Here is a 21,181-nt window from a genome sequence, read left to right as displayed (position 1 = left end):
AAGAGGTTTTCTTGTAGTTTCTGTGTTATATCAGCTTTCTTTGAAACCTTCGCCATGTACATCGTGAACATCGCTGATGATGACAAAAGCTCTCGGGTCAATGGAACGTACAATGGTCTGCAGTCGCCTGAACTCTTGCCTGGAGATCACGCAGTAGGCCATGTGTTTGGCCTGTTTAGAGTACGCGCCAATGGCTGGAATGAGAGTAACGCCACGATCCATATCCCGTGTGATCTGATCCGCAATCTCGGGTGCATGGTCACTAATGATCATGAATGCCCGGGCAGAATATGCACCTTCCTGAATAAAGTCGATGACTTTGGAGGCGATAAATACCGCTACGAGTGTATACAGAATTTTTTCTTTAGGGATGTAGATGAGAGAGAGCCCGATAATGACGAAGTCGATGCCCAGTAATACTCGCCCCATACTCCATCCATACTTGCGGTTGAGAATACGGGCAATGATGTCTGAACCGCCCGTCGTTCCACCCCAACGGAATACAATGCCAAGGCCGGCTCCAAGGGTAACACCCGCATACAGGGCTGCGAGCAGGAGGTCATTCTCGGTATGTAAAGGTTCAATCCATCCCAGATGAATCAACTTCTCAAACAACCATAGAAAAACGGTCAATGCCCCGATTCCGATACCCGTATAGATCATCTGTCTGCCGCCCAAAATTTTGAGCCCAATCAGAAAGAGGGGAACATTCAGAATCAAGGTTGTAAGTGAAGGTGAGATGCCAAAAGCGTAATTGATCAGCACCGTAACCCCGGTGAGGCCACCTTCCATAAGCTGGTTGGGGATAATGAAATAGAGGAGCCCAAAGGCATATAAGGCTGTACCCAGCACGATGGGAAGAACCAGTTTAACTTGTATCCAGGTTTTGGCAGTGCTCATAAGATCCCTCGCTGTAGATAAATTAGAATGAAGAAGCAATCATTCCCATCTAGTATACCTGTTTATTGATTCTTTAAAAATGATTTGTCGCTGATGATGGTGGAAGTGAATCTAAATAACTGATATTATTAGGAACAAATACGACATCATTTCAAAGGAGAATCCGTTCTCATGGAGAAAAGCATCGCAGAAATGCAGCGTGAGGTTGATCAGTATATCTCCCAGTTCAAGGAGGGGTATTTCAGTCCTCTGGCCATGTTGGCCCGGATGTCTGAAGAGGTTGGGGAGCTCGCCAGGGAAGTGAATCATGAATTCGGCGATAAGCCGAAGAAATCTTCCGAAGCAGCCAATTCCATTGAACTTGAGCTTGGAGATATTTTATTTATCACGATTTGTTTTGCGAACTCACTGGGAATTGATCTGGCTGAGGCGCACGATAAAGTCATGCATAAATTTAACACCCGCGATGCCAATCGGTGGACTCCCAAAAACACCGATTAGGCGTAGATTACATATGCTGTACCATCACCCGATCGGGGAGGGGCAGCTTAATGATGAAACCGGAAGAATATATGCAGCAGGCTTACCGCTGTATATTGCAAAATGATTTTGAGCAGGCGATTCGTTGGTTCGAGTCAGCCATTCACGCTCATCCAAAACATGCGGAGTTATATTATCGCTGTTCCATTACACACGCCCGCAGCAAACATCTGGTTCCAGCGCTTGAATATGCGCGCAAGTCAGTTGAATTGTCGCCAGGAACAGAAGAGTATATTTTGCATCTGCAGACGTTGGAAGCAAAAGAATTGACCTCCAGAGCGAAGTTGCTGTTGGAGCAGGCGGGTGTTGCAACACAGGAGCGCTATGTGGAAGCGTCTACGCTTCTGCAAGAAGCGGTCAAACTTGATCCGCTGTCAGTGGAAGCTCATGTTATGCTTGCGCTGGCTTACAGTGATTTGAATGAATTTGACTATGCAATTCAGGCGCTGCGTGAGGCAATTTTGCTGGACCCGCAGAATGGGCAACTGCATCAGATGTTACAGGAAATCAAGCAACGTATGAAATCCATTCAATAAGAATTCATTTTGGAAAGATTTCTTTTGAGTTGAAATGGATTCAACGATATGATCCAACATAGCGAGGAGATGCAGTCAATATGAGTGAAGTAATCAGAGTTGCCGTGATCGGAGCGGCTGGTCGTATGGGCCGTGAAGTTGTGAAATTGGTACTTCAGGACCCGGAATTGGAGCTTGCAGCGGCTGTCAACCGCTCCGGAGCAGGCACGGATGCAGGAACCCTTGTTGGTTTGCCAGAGTGTGGGGTGCTGGTGACTGATGATATCGAGATGGCTTTTGCCGAAACAAAACCTCAGGTTATGGTTGATTTTACAGTGCCGCAATATGCTTTTACACATACCGAGATCGCGATCCGTCATGGAGTCAGACCTGTCATGGGTGTTACCGGCTTCACGCCGGAGCAGATCGAACAGTTGGACAAGCAGTGCCAGGATAAAGGAATTGGAGGGCTTATTGCCCCTAACTTCTCGATTGGTGCCATTCTGATGATGCGATTCGCAGCACAGGCTGCCAAACATATGCCAAATGTGGAGATCATCGAATATCACGGAGATCAGAAGCTGGATGCTCCTTCAGGAACTGCGATCAAAACAGCGGAACTGATTGCTGCCAATCGGGAAGAACTTCGTCAAGGTAATCCGAATGAGGAAGAAACGATTGAAGGATCACGAGGCGGGTATTACAATGGCTTCCGAATTCACAGTGTACGATTGCCTGGTGTATTCGCGCAGCAGGAAGTTGTTTTCGGAGACTATGGACAGTCACTCAAAATTCGGCATGACTCCTACGAGCGCGCAGGTTATATGCCTGGTGTTAAGATTGGTGTGCAAAAGGTTATGGAGTATACAGGAATGATCTACGGATTTGACCACTTTATCGACTAAAGGAGATTGTCATGTTGAAAATAGCATTTATCGCCCATGATCGTAAAAAAGAAGAGATGGTTAACTTCGTGACGGCATATGAGCCTGTTTTTACGGACCATCAATTATATTCTACAGGAACAACAGGCCTTCGTATTATGGAAGGAACGTCGCTGAAGATTCATCGATTCGAATCAGGCCCACTGGGCGGAGATCAGCAGATTGGAGCTTTGGTTGCGCAAAATGAGATGGATCTGATTATTTTCTTGCGCGATCCACTGATGGCACAACCTCACGAGCCGGATATTAATGCGTTGCTGCGTCTTTGTGATGTGCAGGGAATTCCACTTGCCACCAATATCGCAACTGCTGAGATTCTGGTTAAAGCTCTGGATCGTGGCGATTTTGCCTGGAGAGAGCTGGTACATAAGTACAAGCCGGAGGCTGGATTGAATTCGGGTGATTCCGAATGAGTCTGGATATTCTCATCTTTGGAGCACATGCAGACGATGCGGAGATTGGTATGGGTGGAACGATTGCCAAGCATACCGCTGCCGGCTTGAAAGTAGGCGTGTGTGATCTGACTCGTGCTGAGATGTCTTCCAACGGAACAGTAGAGCGCAGAACCGAGGAAGCGGAGCAAGCCTCCCGCGTCCTCGGTCTTTCGTGTCGAACGAATCTGGGGCTTCCTGATCGTGGCTTATATCTTACGCCTGAACATGTACAGGCGGTGACGGCTGAGATACGGCGTCATGCCCCTCGGATGGTGTTTGCTCCGTATTGGGAAGATCGTCATCCGGATCATGTCAATTGCAGTAAGCTTGTGCAGGAGGCTGTATTTAACGCCAAGCTTCGCAACTACATGCCGGACATGCCTGCCGTGCAGGTGAAGGAACTTTATTTTTACTTTATTAATGACATCGGGCCTACGGATTTGATTGTTGATATTACGGAACACTATGAGCAAAAAGAAACATCATTGCTCTCTTATCGTTCCCAATTCGAACTGGGAGACGGAGCGGTCTCGACGCCATTGAATCAAGGGTATATTGAACGTGTAAGAGCCCGTGATTCCTTGCTCGGACAACGCAGTCTCATCCCGTTTGCAGAAGGTTTTGCTACAATTACACCTTACGTGGTTCATCAATTTGGCTCGGGTGCCCAATAAACGATTTCACATTTTACGTTTAATGAAACGAAGGGTTTCATTATTCCATTGAATTATATCAACCTGCATGAAGCGGGAGATCAAAGGAGCGTCCACAGGATGGATAAAAAGCTAAAAATCGGCATCACCTGTTATCCGTCCCTCGGCGGGTCTGGCGTTGTCGCAACGGAACTGGGCAAATTACTTGCCGAACAGGGGCATCAGGTTCATTTTATTGCCAACAGTATCCCGTTCAGACTGGGTACGTTCCAGAAGAATATTTTTTATCACGAAGTTGAAGTAAATGATTATTATGTTTTCCGTTACCCTCCGTATGACCTGTCCCTGGCAACAAAGATGGCTCAGGTGGCTAAGTCACAGCAACTGGATCTGCTGCATGTTCATTATGCCGTGCCACACGCAGTATGTGCCTTTCTTGCCAAACAAATGGTAGGGGACGGCCTTAAAGTGGTTACCACGTTACATGGAACGGATATTACGGTTCTGGCTCAGGATGAATCTCTGAAGGATCTGATCCGTCTAGCCATTAATGAAAGTGACGCGGTTACTGCCGTATCACAAGATTTGATTCGAGAAACGGTCGAATTGCTGGATATTCAGCGTCCAATCGATCTAACCTATAATTTTATTGACAAACGAATATATTATCCACGGGACGCTGCCAGTCTGCGAAGAGACTTTGCTGCGCCCGACGAAAAAATATTAATGCACATCTCCAATTTCCGACCGGTGAAGAGAACTCAGGATGTGGTAGAGGTCTTCCGTCAGGTACAGGAGCAGGTTCCTGCCAAACTGTTATTTGTTGGTGAAGGACCTGATTTGCCGAAGATGCAATGGAAAATTAATGATCTCGGGTTAAATGATAAAGTTCATTTCCTTGGCAAACAGGATGACATTGCTCAGGTCATTTCCATGGCGGACGTGTTGATGCTTCCATCGGAGAAGGAAAGTTTCGGACTTGTGGCGCTCGAAGCAATGGCTTGTGGTGTACCCACAATCGGTTCACGGGCCGGAGGAATTCCGGAACTGGTCTTACATGGTAAGACGGGGTATTTATCCGCGATCGGGGATACACAATCCATGGCCGAGAACACCATCCGTTTATTGACGGACGATCGTTTGGCTGCTGAGTTCAGGGAAGCATGTCTTCAGCGCGCGCATCACGACTTTTGCAATGATGCTATTCGGCATGAATATGAACAGATATATTACCGGGTGTTGGGAAGGGAAGTTCCGAATCTGAAGCCGGTTTGCGGTTAATCATTTCTTAGACGAAATCATACTGTGCATACCACAACAGGCAAGAGAAGAGGTGATATGTGGTGGTTCAATGGACACAGGTAGATCGTGAAATGGCAATGCAAAGTGAGAATGTACTCACAACATTAAACAAACATGGCTACAAGGCATATTGGGTAGGTGGTTGCGTTCGTGACGAATTGCTGGAACGTGTTGTGGACGATATGGATATCACGACATCTGCTTCTCCTGAGCAAGTCATGGAACTGTTTGACGATTGTATTCCTACAGGTTTACAACACGGTACGGTTACCGTTCGTTCAGGCGGTTATTACTTTGAAGTGACCACATTTCGAACAGAATCCGAATATCAGGATAATCGCAGACCTGCTGCGGTTCAATTTGTTCAGGATATTAAGGAAGACTTACAGCGGCGTGACTTCACGATGAACGCTCTGGCTATGGACGTCACTGGGACAATCGTTGACCCATTCGGTGGACAGGCAGATATCAAGGAAGAGCGAGTCAGATGTGTGGGTTCTGCGATGGAACGATTTGGTGAAGATGCACTGCGGATGCTCCGCTGTGTCCGGTTTGCTTCCGTATTTGATTTCAAAATTGCCCATAACACGTGGAAAGGTCTTGTAAGGCAGAAAGACCTGCTTCAACATATAGCGATGGAACGGGTACGCACCGAGATGGTAAAAATGATGTCGGGACCGCATCCTTTAAGAGGGTTGGAGCTGTTATACAGAAGTGATGCCCTTGCGCATATCAAAGCGCCGGTTAGCTCGGTGCGTTTTAACAAGACGTTGTTATCCAATCTGGAACAATTGTCAGGTGAACATGTGTTGCTCCGTTGGTCACTCATTCTGATTGCTGGCGGTTATAGCAAGGATGAAGCAGATGTATTATTACGTCAGTGGACATTTTCCAATGAACATCGTTCTCGTATAACAGGGGTCCTCCAGCTGGAACAGTTGATTCATACTTCCGTTCAGGAGCCGAAGGATACGGTCAGTCTCCGTTCCGATTGGATCGTTACTGTTTTGGCTTGTGGCGTTCAGGCAGCGGATGATTGGCTTCGAATACAGTCTACACTGCCAGCAGGATGGCGGAATCAGTCCGAACAGGCAGAAACGCAGGTCGTTTTGGTTCAAGAGCTTGCAGCCGAATGGAGTCAATCGATCCCTGTGCATGACTTGAAAGAGCTGGATATCACAGGGGAACAAGTGTTACAAATGGTGCAGCGCAAAGGCGGGCCTTGGCTGGGTCAACTGATGAAACATTTGTTACGAGAAACAGCCATTGGAACGATAGAGAATCAGCATGAAGCACTAAGTGCCGAAGTGAAGCGGGTGGTTCAAGATGACCAAACATGAAGATCTGTTACATATGTTATTAAATGCAGAAGGACGATTCGTATCGGGTGAAGAGATCAGCCGTAATCTGTCCATCAGTCGGACCGCTGTGTGGAAACATGTGAACAAGTTGCGAGACATGGGTTATGAGTTTGAAGCTGTATCCCGCAAAGGATACCGTCTGGTAACGAAGCCGGATAGCATTGACGCTACTGGCCTCCAATTGGCCCTGGATACAACCGTATTTGGCCGTAAGGCTGTTTTTTTGGCTTCGACGCTGTCTACGCAAGGGGATGTTCTCAAGCTAGCTGAGCAAGGGCAGGCAGAAGGTGCTGTGGTCATTGCGGAAGAACAAACAGGAGGAAGAGGACGTTTCGGTCGACAGTGGTTCTCTCCCCCGGGTAAAGGAATCTGGATGAGTGTCCTGTTGCGCCCTGATCTACCACTTCAGCATACGCCGCAGCTAACTTTATTAACAGGAGTGGCTGTATGTCGTGCCGTTCGAGCTTGTTCAGGAGCTGATGCAGGCATCAAATGGCCAAATGATGTGTTGATTGACGGACGCAAGGTATGTGGCATATTACTTGAATCCACGGTGGAAGATCATGAAGTCAGATACTGTATTGCAGGTATAGGTGTTGACGTGAACTTTGATCCCGAGGATTATCCGGAAGATCTGACCACAATCGCTACTTCGCTCAAGATGGAGACGGGTCAATCCGTTGATCGTACCAAACTAACGGCTGCCATTTTGACGGAGCTTGAACAGTTGTATTTTTTGTATCAAAAAGAAGGATTTGGCGTGATCTCAGCCCTATGGGAGGCCCTGTCCGTATCGATGAATCGAGAGATTACAGTGACGAATCCTCATGGCGTCATTGAAGGGAAGGCCATCGGTCTTGACCCTTCTGGAGCACTTGTCGTGGAGAAGCGGGATGGAGAACACACACTAATCATCTCTGGTGAGATTTCCTGGAAATCATAAACAATTTGTCGAATTTTCACTGGTAAAATGAACATAAGACGTGAAGTTTGAGCAGAACTTTGGTATACTGTGTTCGTGAGGCGATATCGGCTAATGCAGACCGAATTGCACTCCCGTAACAGTAACCTTTGTTCTGCTTTGATGTGTTTTATATAAGCAGACCGCAGTGCAAGAATGAAATACGTTTAAGTGAGTTGTTGGATTCTGCTCTGAGCCGAAGAGGACCGAGACAGAAGGGACGATCGCAAGTGACTCTTTTTTGACTTTTCGGGACTTTTTAGTGGAAAACTAAAAGGTTTTTTTGTTGCGTTTATTTGAAAAGAAGAAAGGAGCCATGAAAAAAAATGGCGAACAAACAAGCGTTGAATATTGTGAAAATGAAAAAATATAAGCAGGATGGTGTGCCGCTTACCATGATCACGGCTTACGATTATCCAACAGCGCTCCTAGCAGAGGAAGCAGGTATTGATCTGATCCTGGTTGGTGATTCACTCGGCAATGTAGTACTGGGTTATAATTCGACGCTTCCGGTGACCATCGACGACATGGTATACCACACACGTTCCGTAGTGCGCGGTGCTGAGAAGACATTTATTGTGGCTGATATGCCTTTTATGACGTATCATGGCAGCGTGGATGAGACGCTTAAAGGTGTACGTCGACTGATGCAAGAGGGGCATGCCCATGCGGTTAAAATGGAAGGCGGAGTCGAGATAGCGGACACCGTCAGAGCAGTCGTGCAAGCAGGCGTGCCTGTTCTTGGACATATCGGACTGACACCTCAATCGGTTAATCAGATTGGTGGTTACCGCATTCAGGGCAAGGATGCAGCGGATGCGAAACGTCTGATGGACGAAGCCAAAGCCTTGGAAGCTGCAGGTGCGTTTGGCATTGTGCTTGAACTGGTTACGGAAGAAGTTGCACGGGCGATCTCGGAGGAACTGTCCATCCCTACCATCGGAATTGGAGCAGGACGAGGCTGTGATGGTCAGGTACTGGTATTCCACGATGTGGTTCAATACGCCTCTCCGTATACGCCCAAACGATTTGTCAAAACCTATGGAGATGTGGGTACATTAATCAGAACCAGCATCGAAGCTTACGTGAAAGAAGTGAAAGATCGTTCGTTCCCGGCCGAAGAGCATGTATTCAATGCGGCGGATGGTGTTCTGGATCAACTGTACGGCGGACAACGCAAGGAAAAGGTGGGGAGTAACTCATGAAAGTATTACGGACAATCGCAGAGTTAAGACAGGAACTAAACTTGAAGCGTCAAGCGATTCGGTCCAGTGCGTCTGTTGTAGGTCTGGTACCAACAATGGGTTATCTTCATCAAGGTCATGCAAGTTTGATGCAGGCAGGCAGACAACAGAGCGATATCGTGGTATTAAGCATATTTGTTAATCCGATTCAATTTGGCCCTAATGAAGATTTTGACAGCTATCCGCGGGATGAAGCCAGAGATGTGGAAACAGCACGCTCACAAGGAGTGGATATCGTATTTATTCCCTCTGTTGAAGAGATGTATCCACAGGCAACGCAAACGACGGTATCTGTCTCAAAACTGACGGAGCGCTTATGTGGCGCTTCCCGTCCGGGGCATTTTGACGGGGTAACGACCGTAGTCTCCAAACTGTTTAACATCGTACAGCCACAGCGTGCATTTTTTGGAATGAAAGACGCTCAGCAGGTTGCGGTCATTCAACAGATGGTGAATGATTTGAATATGCCTGTAGAAATTGTACCCTGTCCGATTGTTCGCGAAGAGGATGGGCTTGCCCTCAGTTCACGTAACGTCTACCTTAACCCAGAACAGCGTACACAGGCGTTGGTTCTGTCGAAGGCACTACGTGCAGCTCAGGAAGCCGCAGATACAGGTGCAGCTACTACAGCCGCAGATATCCGTCGTATTCTGCGCGAGCAGATTGCAACCTCACCGCTTGCCGTTATCGACTACGCCGAGATTCAGGCTTTTCCAAGTCTGGAGCCGCTCGCAGATCAGGAGGAAGTTCAAGGCCGTGACGATCTGCTCATTGCACTTGCGGTAAAATTCGGAAAAACAAGATTGATTGACAATATAAGGTTGCAAAAATCGGAGGTACTGTCCCATGTTTAGAACACTGATGAAATCCAAAATTCACCGGGCTACGGTAACGGAAGCCAACTTGAACTATGTGGGTAGCATTACCATAGATGAAGACTTGATGGAAACATCCGACTTGATGGAAAACGAAAAAGTGCAAATTGTGAACAACAACAATGGTGCACGTCTGGAAACTTATGTGATTCCAGGACCACGCGGAAGTGGGGTCATATGTCTTAATGGCGCAGCTGCACGTCTGGTGCAGCCTGGAGATAACGTCATTATCATTTCTTACGCCATGATGTCGCAAGAAGAGGCAAATACTCACAAACCAACCGTTGTATTTGTAGATGGACAGAATAAACCTGTACAAACGATGAAACAGGAAGTCCACGCAACAATTATGTAATCGACTGGTAAGGAGAATGAAATCGGCCCTTGAAGCAAAAAATGAGTACAGGTCACTGCACTAATCCATTTTTTCAAGGGTGGGGATGCATCGATGTTCCAGCATGTTTTCGCAGAAATGAACGACATGTTAGATGGAATTATCAAGAGCTATCCTTCCGCTGAAGGCCTGAACAAACAAGAATTGCTGCAAAAGTGGAACTTGCTTAAGCGGATGAGTGACGGAATGCTGGATGAATGGCTGATGTTTGAAGAAAAGATGAGCCAGGTGAGGGAGCGGGAGATGGATAAGCCTGCTTCCCTTGAACCGGAACAGGAAGCTGTTACCGCTCTGCCTGAACTCCATCTAGAATGTTTCAGTCGAGGTCAGGGCTATTTCAAATTACAGATGTATCCGCAGGCGATCATGCAGTTCTCCCGGGTTGTGACCGACCATCCGGAGAGTGCATTGACTCGTTTTTACCTGGCGCTCGCGTATCTGAATCTGGAACAAATGGCGGAAGCCGGGACACATTTGCAGCAGATCATGTACCTTAAGGGTTCACCTCGCTTAAAAGGGCTTGTATGTAACGCCCTGGGCTGTATTCAAGTCAAGCTTGCGAATCCCGAAGCTGCATGTTCACTCTTTGCACAGGCCCTTCAGTATGACCCAACATTGACCGAACCACTGTACAACATGGAAGCTTGCAGGTTGAACAGGGGAAAATTGCAATATGCTAATCAGCTGACGACCCTTCATTAAGCGGGAATTCGGCGACAAAAAACGGTGTTCCCTCCTTTGGCATAGCGGCGGGGACACCGCTTTTTTGTCAGTTAATTTTCAAATCCCCTTTTTTTTGCTATGCTGTAACATAGACTGGAATGGAAGGGACCGTACATTGCAATGAAATTTGCCGTATTGGATTTCGAAACAACCGGCACGCAGTCCGACGGTGAGATTATACAGGCCGGACTTGCCATCATAGATCATGACTACAGCATAACTCAAATATATAGTTCTTATGTGAACCCTGGTGTACCGATTCCCCCGTTTATTTCGGGGTTGACGGGTATTACCGATGAAGATGTAGCGGACGCTCCTTCACTCGAAGAGATGATGATGGAGATGGTTCCGCTGCTTAATGATGTGGTGCTTGTCGGACACAACGTCGCTTTTGATTTCCACTTTTTGCAGAATGCTCTTGACCGTTGCGGTTATTTGCCGTTCACTGGCCGCATTCTGGACACGATTGATTTTCTGAAGATTACATTCCCATCATTAGGTTCTTATCAACTCGGTTATGTGTCTTCTGAATTTGGATTTCAACATGATCGCCCTCACCAGGCAGACAGTGATGCACTGGCGACAGCCTATGTGCTGCTCAAGTGTCTGGATGAGTTAAAGGAATTACCGCTCATAACGATTCAGCGCCTCAGTGACCTGTTTGCACCAGAAGACAGTGACTTGGGCTGGTTCTTGGACGGAATGCGCGGTGAGAAGGAAGCAGAGCCGATTCAGGATCTGGACGGACATACCTATTATCGTCAGCTTGCTCTTAATATAAGTGATTGGACCGATATAGGTGCACCACGCGATGAGCGGGAGGCTAACCCCCTCGATGGTGTAAGCTTCGAACAGTTTATGGACCAGGTTCGAGAGAACCTGAAGGATACGCTGGATCATTACGAAGAGCGTGAAGCGCAGACTCAGATGTTCAGCAGTGTAAGGCAAGCCCTGGATGAAGAGAAACATCTCTTGATTGAAGCAGGAACAGGCACTGGTAAATCTCTGGGTTATCTGTTACCTGCTATTTACGAAAGTGTGAAGCAAGAACAGAAAGTTATGGTCAGCACGCATACGATCAACCTGCAGGAGCAATTGAGAGAGCGGGACATTCCGATGCTGACTCAAGTGGTTCCATTCCCGTTTAAGGCTGCTGTATTCAAAGGACGTGGACATTACCTGTGCCTGCGCAAATTTGAACACAAAATCAATAAACGTGAATTCGCCACACCCAAAGAGGATTATTTCACAGCGGCTCAGATGATCGTCTGGCTCACGCAGACCGAAACCGGAGATGATGAGGAACTTAACCTTAGCGGACGCGGAGGGGACTTCTGGGAGACGGTACAGAGCGAATCCGAGTCATGTCTGGGAAGATCCTGTCCATGGTTCCGTAAATGTTTCTACCATCGTGCCAAACATGAGGCCGGGTTGTCTGATATCGTAATCACCAATCACTCCAAATTATTTACGGATGTAAAAGCCGCGCATCAGCTGCTGCCAGCTTATGAGAGTCTTGTGATCGATGAGGCCCATCATCTGGAGGATGTCGCTGGTAAACATCTTGGAATGCATATGAAATATTTCACCTTGGTTCACACACTGACCCGCCTGTTTAAAGACAGTCGTAATGGTCAGCTGCCTATGCTTCGTTCGCAGTTATCCGGGCATGAAAATTCGGTGCAATGGGGCTCCATGGTGGATCAGATGTTCCCGCTCGCTCTTGAAGTTAAGGAGCTGTGGGATCGTATGAGCGATGCCTTGTTCGGTCTGTTGCCTGAACGAAGTGATGCTTCACCGGGAGAGACGGGGCAATTTTCACTGCGTCTAAAAGCATCTCAGAAACCTGCAAAATGGCAGGAGCTGCAGGATCTGGAGAACCAGATCTATGTGACTCTGGGCGATTTGGTTCGCAAAGGGGACAAATTGCTGCTTGAGGTGAAAGAAGATCAGGATGATTATCAATCGGATAGTCTGATCACGGACATTACAGGATTGCTGAAAGATCTGACCACATTGAAGGAGAATCTACGTTTCTTCATGCGAATGGATGATGCCAAAACGGTGTACTGGATGGAAGCCAGCGGCCAGTTCCGCAGCAAATCTCTCCAGCTGTATGCCGTACCTGTAGATGTCAGTGCCCAACTTAAGGATTTATTTTTTGACAAAAAGAAAAGTGTTGTGCTTACATCGGCTACGCTCTCGGTAGATAAGTCATTCCAGTTCATGATTGAGCAGCTTGGCTTACAGGAAGCCTCTGAGAATAATCGGCTGTTAACGTCGATGTTGCCATCACCTTTCAACTATCGCGATCAGGCACTTCTGGTGATTCCGCGTGATTTCCCGAGTGTGAAGGGAAGTGTGGGTGATGCGCACTTTGTTAATATGCTGGTGCAATCACTCGCAGAGACGGCAATTGCCACGCGTGGACGCATGATGGTTCTGTTTACTTCATACAAGATGTTGCGACAGGTCTATGATCCGCTGAAAGAAGCTCTGTCTGGTAACGACATCGCGTTGCTGGGGCAAGGTGTGGACAGTGGGAGCCGCTCCAAGTTGACTCGCAGGTTCCAAGATGCCAAAGCAACGGTACTTCTGGGCACAAGCAGCTTCTGGGAGGGTGTAGATATCCCGGGAGAGGCGCTAACCTGTCTCGCTATTGTGCGACTGCCTTTCCAGCCACCGAATCATCCGTTGGTGGAAGCCAAGAGTGAGTTGCTTCAGGAACAAAAGAAAAATCCGTTCATGAAACTGTCCGTGCCACAAGCGGTCATTCGTTTCAAGCAGGGATTTGGCCGATTGGTGCGTACCGCGAAGGACAGAGGAATTGTCATTGTTTATGATACACGGGTGATTGAAGCGTATTATGGTAAATTCTTTTTATATTCATTACCTGGTCCCAAAATGGAGCATATGCTCACGGAACAAATGGTTCCACGAATTACCGAGTGGTTGGAAAAACCTGCTAATGAACAAAAATAATGGTTGTTTTGTTCGTTATATCATTGCATGACACTATCGTTTGGCGTTAAACTTTATTAGATATTTCCGTATCCGATTAAAGCAGTTGCACGTAAGAACTTATAACCTAAATTACAAGGAGCATTCTGTATAAAATGTCACGTTTATCTTTGAGTTTTATACAGAATGCTCATCTTTTCATCTATTATTTTATCGTGGCCTTGGTAAGGGGGAGCAAGAATGAAATCGGATAAAATTTCGGAAGCAGTGGTAAGACGTCTGCCTGTTTACTTGCGTTATTTGAACGAGTTGCATCAGCGTGAGGTGGCTACTGTTTCTTCTCAAGAGCTTGGACAGAGGCTGGATCTGAATCCGGCACAAATTCGTAAAGACCTGGCTTACTTCGGTGATTTTGGTCGTAAAGGGATCGGGTATGATGTATCCTATTTGATCGAGAAAATTCGTCACATTCTCAAAATTGATCAGCAAATTAATGTAGCTCTGGTAGGCGCGGGTAACCTCGGACAGGCCTTGTCCAACTACAACGCATATCTGAAAGACAACATGAAGATTGTTGCTGTATTTGATGCATATGGACCGAAGATTGGTAGTCAAATCAACAGTTTGACGGTAAAACCAATGGATGAATTGACGGAAGCGGTTAAAATGGAAAACATTCGCATCGGCATTATCACGGTTCCGGATACGGAAGCCCAAAATGTAGCCGATCAGCTTATTGAATCAGGAATTGAAGCGATCCTTAATTTTGCACCAACCATTCTAAAAACACCGCCGCATATCCGCATTCACCATGCTGACTTTACAACGGATCTGCTTAGTTTGGCCTATTACTTGGAGACTGGAAAGGACGACGAGGAAGATGACAACAAATAGATGGGTAATTCACAACGGCAAATTTGCCGTTAATGAAGGCGGCACAACATGGAACGTTGTCCAAGGATACATGGTTGTTGAGGATGACAAGATTGTGCATATTGGTGAGACATTGCCGGATGGAGACAAAAATAGTACCAAAGTGGATGGAAAAGGACTGTTCTTCCTGCCGGGTCTGATCAATACGCATGGTCATGCAGCGATGTCGTTGCTCAGAGGGCACGGAGACGATCTTGCATTGCAAGTATGGTTGCAGGAAAAAATGTGGCCGATGGAAGCGAAAATGACTTCAGAAGATGTATATTGGGGAACTTCGTTATCGGTGCTTGAAATGTTGAAAGGCGGAACTACAGCGTTCCTGGACATGTACGATCACATGGATCAAGTTGCCAAAGTTGTGGAGCAATCCGGCGTTAGAGCAGCACTGGCACGTGGTGTAATCGGGCTGTGCTCGGAAGAAGAACAATTGCGGAAGCTGGAGGAGTCGGCTGCGTTTGCGCGTGAGTGGAATGGACAGGCAGATGGCAGAATTACAACCGTAATCTCGCCACACGCCCCATATACATGTCCTCCTGACTACATAGAGAAGCTTGTACAGGTCGCGAATGACCTGAACCTTCCTCTCCATACACATATGTCTGAAACGCTTCGTGAAGTCGAGCAGAACGTGGCTGATTATGGACTGCGTCCTGTGGCACATCTGGAGAAACTGGGCTTTTTCTCCCGTCCATCCCTGGTTGCACATGCGGTGCATCTGAATGACGAAGAGATTGAGATTCTGGCCCGTCATGATGTAGCTGTATCCCATAACCCGGGAAGTAACCTGAAACTCGCTTCCGGTGTTGCGCGGGTACCTGCGTTGCTGAAAGCAGGAGTTACCGTGTCACTCGGAACAGACGGACCGGCAAGCAACAACAACCTGGATATGTTCGAGGAAATGAGACTGGCTGCATTGATCCACAAAGGTGTATCTGGTGACCCAACGGCAGTGCCAGCAGGCGAAGCGTTATTACTTGGAACGTCATACGGTGCCAAATCCATCTTCTTGAACAATACCGGAGCACTCCAGGTCGGCATGAAGGCTGACTTTATCGCCTTGGACATTGAACAGGCACATTTCTATCCACATACAGACCTGATCTCACATACAATCTACTCGGCTTCTGCCAAAGATGTTGAGCACGTATGGGTGGATGGGAAACAAGTGGTGAAACATGGCGAATGTCTGACGCTGGATGAAGAGCGCATTTTGCGTGAGTCTCAATTGGCATTTGATGGTCTGCTTGCTCGATAATTGCAGGACAGCATCATAGGGAAAGGAAGTTCGGCTTTTGAAGAAAAAAAAGAAGTGGATATGGATTTCGCTGCTTGCACTGGTTCTGATTCTGTTTGGACTTCAGCGTTATTACGTCCATGTCACGCAGGACCAGCGCAAGGAAGAAGCGCTCGCCATACAAGCAGCACAGGAGCAACTGGGCATTACATCCTATGATGAATTGCGTAAGTACATCTGGGGAGACAAAGAAGGCTCTGACAACATCTACTGGACCCTGACCGGCAAAAACAAGGATAACCAGGATGTTATGGTCTGGGTTAAGTTCGACGCAAACAATCAACCTGCTACGGGTGCAAACGCTGTACACAGTGAGCTGCTGCAGAATGGCATGTCCGAAGCGCAGATACGCAATCGCTTCAGTTCTGAAGTTCCTGCCGGCGAGATTAAGCGAATCATGCCCGGAGTTGTGAATGGAATATATGTGTGGCAAGTGTATTATAAAGACGGTACGCATAACCACTATCGCTTTTATCGTTTTAGCAATGGAGAACAGGTGGACCTGGTCTACACACTCCCGAACAGCTAGAACAAATAGAGCGACATAGCTAGAGAATTAAAGAAATGAAAGAACCGGCAGACGGATATCCGACTGAACCGGTTCTTTGTGTTGTCTGTAAACATATTTGATTTAAATAGTTAAAATTAATAATTTATTCATATTTTCGCCTTCGAAATTGTATATACGATGTGATATACTCAGATATGTACTCAAAGTTACATTCAAAAACAAATAAACCTGTCGAAATTATCGCAGGAGTCAATGTGCACATATTCGTATATACCAATAAGCCAGTAGGTTGGGCCAAAATCTGGGAGGGGTAATTCACTTGAAGCTAAAAGTATTGCCTATTGCTTTAACTGCCGTCATTTCAGCCGTTGTGTTGTTTGGAGGTTGGTTTGTATATCGTCAGGTGGCTGTGCAGAATCCGATTGAAAAGATGGTTACCCAGTACGATGGAGTCAATGACGTTCAATTAACTATTAACCGCAATGACGTACAATTGAAACTGGATCTGCAACCTGATGTTGATTTGGGCAGACTGGTACAATATATTCACAAAGAAGGACAGACCCTGATTGGAACACGATCACTAAAGTTGGATGTTGTGGATCATTCCAGTGAAGCACTGGAGAGTTGGTGGGGGGATGCGATGTTTACCGTAGCTCAGGCGATGGAGAACAAGCAATATACCGAGATTACACCAACGTTGTCAAAGATGGCGACGAATGGAATTAAGGTAAATACAGCGATGGATGACAACAATGTATATGTCAGTCTCAGAGACGGAGATGCCAGCAAGTTTATTATTCTGCCGCGTGTGCCCGGTCAGATAGGAGTGTGGCCTAATGCCTAAGTGGACAAAAGAAGTTGCCATCGGATTTTTTCCCGTATTGATTATTTTCCTTGCTTTTACTGGTGTTAATATTGTTCCAATTCTGATTGCAGCGGTGCTTGTCGGAGCTTTGCTGTTCATGATGCAAATGCGTGGTGGGATTACAGTAGGCGCTGCACAGGAACGTAAACGGAAGAAAAAAGGACCTTCCAAGCTTACTTTTGAAGAAATTGGCGGACAGGACAGTGCGAAGCAGGAATTGCGTGAAGCGCTTGACTTTCTCATCAAACATGAAGAAATCCGGAAGTTCGGGATTCGCCCGTTAAAAGGGATTTTGCTGACGGGCCCTCCAGGGACAGGGAAAACGTTGATGGCCAAGGCTGCTGCCCATTACACCGATTCTATTTTTGTAGCAGCATCGGGTAGTGAGTTCGTGGAAATGTATGTTGGTGTGGGTGCCAGCAGAATTCGGGATTTGTTCAAGGACGCGAGAACCCGTGCCACCAAGGAAAATAAGGAAAACGCTATTATCTTTATCGATGAAATCGATGTCATCGGGGGGAAACGTGAGGGTGGTCAACAGCGTGAGTATGATCAAACTCTGAATCAGCTCCTGACGGAGATGGATGGAATCTATTCTTCTGATACGCCGAGAATCCTTGTTATCGCTGCAACAAACCGTAAAGAGATGCTGGATAGCGCCCTGACGCGACCGGGACGTTTTGACCGCCACATTCAAGTGGACTTGCCTGACAAGAAGGGCAGAAAGCATATTCTGGAATTGCATGGGGTGAATAAACCTCTGATGAAGGAAGTTAATCTGGAGAAGACAGCTGAAGAATCGTATGGTTTCTCCGGTGCACAGCTCGAAAGTGTGATGAACGAAGCAGCAATATACGCCATGCGAGACGGGCTGTTAAACATCGAACAGCGGCATCTGTCCCTGGCTATTGATAAAGTCATGATGGGTGAGAAGACAGACCGTGAGTCCAGTGTGGAAGAGAAGAAAAGGGTCGCCATTCATGAATTGGGACATGCCATTATGGCAGAACTCGTTCGTCCAGGCAGTGTTAGTCAGGTGGCACTTAGTCCGCGTGGTCAGGCGCTGGGATATGTACGTCATAACCCGCAACAGGAACAGTTCCTCTATACGAAGCGCTTCCTGGAAGAGCAGATTATGATTGCACTCGGAGGAGCAGCTGCGGAGGAAATGTACTACGGTGGACGTTCCACAGGGTCACGCAATGACTTCGATCAGGCAACCAATGTTGTGCAGACGATGATGGCTTCGGGGTTGACTTCACTTGGGATTGTGAACATGGATATGGTCACAACCGAGGAACTGATGCGAGAGAATAAATTAATTCTGCAAGAACTGATGGAACAGACAAAGCAGTTGCTTGAAGAGCAACGGACAATTTTCGACAATTCACTCGACATCTTGATTCGTGAGGAAGTTTTGTCTGGCGAACAATTTCGTTGTCAATTTCGTGACAGTGCCCTTCTACCAGCATAATTTATTTATGCTGGTTATTTTTTTTTACATTTCACTCGTGCTAAGATATTATTATATGTTGGGTCGAAATTTGTAATTTTCGGCGAACAGGGTACAATAGAGAAATAGAGAACCGAAAGGATGGAGCAGAACCATGTTTTTCAAAAAAATAGGAGTTGTCGGCGGCGGAACGATGGGACAAGGTATTTCCCAGATGCTCGCAGCCAAAGGACTTGATGTGCTTCTCGTGGAGCATACAACACAAAAGCTGGATCATGCATATGACATGATCGAAACCAATCTGGATAAACAACTGGAGAAATGGGCGATTACAAAAGCGGAGAAGAAATTGATTCTTTCCCGTATTACCAAGGTAGCTCATTTAGCTGAACTTGGAACTTGCGACATGGTCATTGAGACAATTTCAGAAGATCTGGATGCGAAAAAAGCAGTATTCAGCCAACTGGACCAAGTTTGCCCAAGCAATGTCATTCTGGCAAGTAATACATCCACGCTGAGTTTGACCGAGCTTGCAAGCTCGACCAAATACCCAGAGCGTGTTATTGGTATGCACTTTATTCACCCGGTATCCCGGGTTGATCTTGTAGAGATTATTCGTGGACTGAAAACTTCGGATACAACATTCGAAGAGACCAGACGTTTTGTTGAAGAAGTAGCGGACAAAAAAGGAGTCATGATTTATGAATCCCCTGGATTCGTAACTTCCCGTCTGATCTGCCTGCTGATTAACGAAGCGTTGCATGTATTGCAAGAAGGTGTTGCATCTGCTGAAGATATCGATGATGCAATGCGTATCGGATACAACTTCCAACATGGACCACTCGAAATGGCTGACCGTTTCGGATTGGATTCTGTTGAAGCTGCACTCGAAAGAATGTTCCGTGAATTCGGAGAATTGAAATATCGTCCTTCTACAGTCCTGAAGAAAATGGTGCGTGCAGGACACCTGGGTGCCAAAACAGGCGAAGGATTCTTCAAGTACGACAAGGATGGTGACCGACTGTGAAAGTACTCGTAATTAATGCGGGGAGTTCCTCGCTCAAATATCAACTGTATAATATGACTGACGAATCTGTACTGGCTAAAGGTTTGGTAGAACGGATCGGAATGGATTCCTCCATTCTGACACACAAACCGACAGGCCGTGAGGATGTTACAGAAGTTAGTGAGATTCTGGAGCATACAACAGCGATCCGTAAAGTCATTGATATTTTGACTCACAAAGAAAATGGTGTACTGGATTCTGTAAGTGAAATTCAAGCTGTTGGACACCGCGTTGTTCACGGTGGTGAAGCATTTAAAGAATCTGCATTGGTAGATGATGCTGCCAAAGCTGAAATTCGTCGTTTGTTCGACTTGGCTCCACTTCATAACCCTGCAGCAATGATGGGTATTCGTGCGGCTGAATTAAATATGCCTGGTGTGCCACAAGTTATGGTCTTTGATACAGCGTTCCATCAGACGATGCCTGAAAAAGCTTACCTGTATGCTATTCCGCGTGTACTTTACAAAAAATATAAAGTACGTCGCTACGGCGCACATGGTACTTCCCATGATTTCGTAAGCAAGGCTGCTGCTGAATATCTGGATCGTCCAGTGGAGGATCTGAAAATCATCACTTGTCACGTGGGTAACGGCGGTAGTGTAACAGCAGTTCAAGGTGGCGTATCCGTTGATACATCGATGGGTATGACTCCGCTTGAGGGACTGATGATGGGAACGCGTTCTGGTGACCTTGACCCAGCCATCGTACCTTATGTAATGAACAAGGAAGAACTGAGCGTAAGCGAAGTGAACTCCATGTTGAACAAACACAGTGGATTGCTTGCGATCTCCGGAATCAGCAGTGACATGCGTGAGATTACGGAAGGTATGGAGAATGGCGATGCCAACTCCACGCTTGCTTTTGAAATGTACGAATACCGTCTGCGTAAATACATCGGCTCATATGCAGCTGCAATGAACGGTGTAGATGTGATCGTCTTTACGGCTGGTGTAGGTGAGAATTCCGTTGTACTTCGTCAAAAAGTATGTGAGCAGCTCACTTATCTGGGTGTTGAACTGGATGAAGCGTTGAATGCCATTCGTTCTGGCGAACCACGCCGGATCACAACAGCGAATTCCAAAGTGGAAGTTCTCGTTGTGCCAACTAACGAAGAATTGGTAATTGCACGTGATACACACCGAATCGTATTGAATTCTCAGTAATCTAACTGTAAAGTAAATATAGAATGACAAGGAAGTGCAGAGGACAGGCATAAGCCTGCCCGCTGCATTTTCAAATTCAGGAACCA

The 21,181-nt window shown here is 46.7% G+C and carries 21 protein-coding genes; 20 read left to right on the top strand and 1 reads right to left on the bottom strand.

The features are described 5' to 3' along the window. Positions 1–30: 30 nt before the first annotated feature. Complete coding sequence (locus J2Z28_RS17435) at positions 31–900, bottom strand: YitT family protein (protein ID WP_036607636.1); 870 nt, start codon at positions 898–900, stop codon at positions 31–33. Between the two features lie 171 nt (positions 901–1,071). On the opposite strand from J2Z28_RS17435, the gene J2Z28_RS17430 reads away from it, so the two are divergent. The 20 genes from J2Z28_RS17430 to J2Z28_RS17335 all read left to right on the top strand — a co-directional run bounded on the left by J2Z28_RS17430 (position 1,072) and on the right by J2Z28_RS17335 (position 21,095). Beyond that, on the top strand, positions 1,072–1,401 hold the full coding sequence (locus J2Z28_RS17430) for a nucleotide pyrophosphohydrolase (RefSeq protein WP_211083467.1): 330 nt from the start codon (positions 1,072–1,074) through the stop codon (positions 1,399–1,401). A gap of 50 nt (positions 1,402–1,451) precedes the next feature. Continuing rightward, positions 1,452–1,976, top strand: a complete 525-nt coding sequence (locus J2Z28_RS17425) for a tetratricopeptide repeat protein (RefSeq protein ID WP_244988364.1) — start codon at positions 1,452–1,454, stop codon at positions 1,974–1,976. Positions 1,977–2,056: 80 nt separating this feature from the next. Continuing rightward, a complete protein-coding gene (gene dapB / locus J2Z28_RS17420) occupies positions 2,057–2,860 on the top strand; it encodes a 4-hydroxy-tetrahydrodipicolinate reductase (protein ID WP_017687734.1) in 804 nt (267 codons plus the stop codon). Positions 2,861–2,871: 11 nt separating this feature from the next. Next, a complete protein-coding gene (mgsA, locus tag J2Z28_RS17415) occupies positions 2,872–3,312 on the top strand; it encodes a methylglyoxal synthase (protein WP_017687735.1) in 441 nt (146 codons plus the stop codon). Continuing rightward, on the top strand, positions 3,309–4,007 hold the full coding sequence (gene bshB1 / locus J2Z28_RS17410) for a bacillithiol biosynthesis deacetylase BshB1 (protein ID WP_211083466.1): 699 nt from the start codon (positions 3,309–3,311) through the stop codon (positions 4,005–4,007). Before mgsA ends, bshB1 begins: the two co-directional genes overlap by 4 nt. A 99-nt stretch (positions 4,008–4,106) precedes the next feature. Next, the gene (bshA, locus tag J2Z28_RS17405; RefSeq protein ID WP_211083465.1) at positions 4,107–5,267 is read left to right on the top strand and encodes an N-acetyl-alpha-D-glucosaminyl L-malate synthase BshA; all 1,161 of its coding nucleotides are present in this window, start codon (positions 4,107–4,109) and stop codon (positions 5,265–5,267) included. Between the two features lie 62 nt (positions 5,268–5,329). Next, positions 5,330–6,628: a CCA tRNA nucleotidyltransferase gene (locus J2Z28_RS17400; protein WP_342357514.1), complete on the top strand. Its 1,299-nt coding sequence runs from the start codon at positions 5,330–5,332 to the stop codon at positions 6,626–6,628. Beyond that, on the top strand, positions 6,615–7,592 hold the full coding sequence (locus J2Z28_RS17395) for a biotin--[acetyl-CoA-carboxylase] ligase (protein ID WP_211083464.1): 978 nt from the start codon (positions 6,615–6,617) through the stop codon (positions 7,590–7,592). Before J2Z28_RS17400 ends, J2Z28_RS17395 begins: the two co-directional genes overlap by 14 nt. Positions 7,593–7,936: 344 nt before the next feature. Beyond that, positions 7,937–8,815, top strand: a complete 879-nt coding sequence (gene panB, locus J2Z28_RS17390) for a 3-methyl-2-oxobutanoate hydroxymethyltransferase (protein ID WP_036672039.1) — start codon at positions 7,937–7,939, stop codon at positions 8,813–8,815. Beyond that, positions 8,812–9,708, top strand: coding sequence for a pantoate--beta-alanine ligase (panC, locus tag J2Z28_RS17385; protein WP_211083463.1), 897 nt, complete (start codon positions 8,812–8,814; stop codon positions 9,706–9,708). Before panB ends, panC begins: the two co-directional genes overlap by 4 nt. Further along, a complete protein-coding gene (gene panD, locus J2Z28_RS17380; protein WP_017687742.1) occupies positions 9,701–10,084 on the top strand; it encodes an aspartate 1-decarboxylase in 384 nt (127 codons plus the stop codon). Before panC ends, panD begins: the two co-directional genes overlap by 8 nt. Positions 10,085–10,177: 93 nt before the next feature. Next, the gene (locus J2Z28_RS17375) at positions 10,178–10,825 is read left to right on the top strand and encodes a tetratricopeptide repeat protein (RefSeq protein ID WP_211083462.1); all 648 of its coding nucleotides are present in this window, start codon (positions 10,178–10,180) and stop codon (positions 10,823–10,825) included. Between the two features lie 141 nt (positions 10,826–10,966). After that, positions 10,967–13,828, top strand: a complete 2,862-nt coding sequence (gene dinG / locus J2Z28_RS17370) for an ATP-dependent DNA helicase DinG (protein ID WP_211083461.1) — start codon at positions 10,967–10,969, stop codon at positions 13,826–13,828. Positions 13,829–14,047: 219 nt separating this feature from the next. After that, complete coding sequence (locus J2Z28_RS17365) at positions 14,048–14,701, top strand: redox-sensing transcriptional repressor Rex (protein ID WP_076317448.1); 654 nt, start codon at positions 14,048–14,050, stop codon at positions 14,699–14,701. Continuing rightward, the gene (locus J2Z28_RS17360) at positions 14,688–15,995 is read left to right on the top strand and encodes an amidohydrolase (protein WP_211083460.1); all 1,308 of its coding nucleotides are present in this window, start codon (positions 14,688–14,690) and stop codon (positions 15,993–15,995) included. Before J2Z28_RS17365 ends, J2Z28_RS17360 begins: the two co-directional genes overlap by 14 nt. Positions 15,996–16,032: 37 nt before the next feature. Then, positions 16,033–16,563 (top strand): cell wall elongation regulator TseB-like domain-containing protein, encoded by a 531-nt coding sequence (locus tag J2Z28_RS17355; protein WP_211083459.1) that lies wholly within the window; start codon positions 16,033–16,035, stop codon positions 16,561–16,563. A gap of 301 nt (positions 16,564–16,864) precedes the next feature. Then, positions 16,865–17,392, top strand: a complete 528-nt coding sequence (locus tag J2Z28_RS17350) for a hypothetical protein (protein ID WP_017687748.1) — start codon at positions 16,865–16,867, stop codon at positions 17,390–17,392. After that, the gene (locus tag J2Z28_RS17345; protein WP_211083458.1) at positions 17,385–18,887 is read left to right on the top strand and encodes an AAA family ATPase; all 1,503 of its coding nucleotides are present in this window, start codon (positions 17,385–17,387) and stop codon (positions 18,885–18,887) included. Before J2Z28_RS17350 ends, J2Z28_RS17345 begins: the two co-directional genes overlap by 8 nt. A gap of 133 nt (positions 18,888–19,020) precedes the next feature. Beyond that, positions 19,021–19,893 (top strand): 3-hydroxyacyl-CoA dehydrogenase family protein, encoded by an 873-nt coding sequence (locus tag J2Z28_RS17340; protein ID WP_017687750.1) that lies wholly within the window; start codon positions 19,021–19,023, stop codon positions 19,891–19,893. Next, positions 19,890–21,095, top strand: coding sequence for an acetate/propionate family kinase (locus J2Z28_RS17335; protein WP_076328411.1), 1,206 nt, complete (start codon positions 19,890–19,892; stop codon positions 21,093–21,095). Before J2Z28_RS17340 ends, J2Z28_RS17335 begins: the two co-directional genes overlap by 4 nt. The last annotated feature ends 86 nt before the right edge of the window (positions 21,096–21,181 follow it).

This window comes from Paenibacillus xylanexedens (genome assembly GCF_017874615.1).
Taxonomy (GTDB): domain Bacteria; phylum Bacillota; class Bacilli; order Paenibacillales; family Paenibacillaceae; genus Paenibacillus; species Paenibacillus xylanexedens.
The sequence above is the reverse complement of the archived record's forward strand: the minus strand, read 5'-3'. Positions and strand labels throughout refer to the sequence as shown.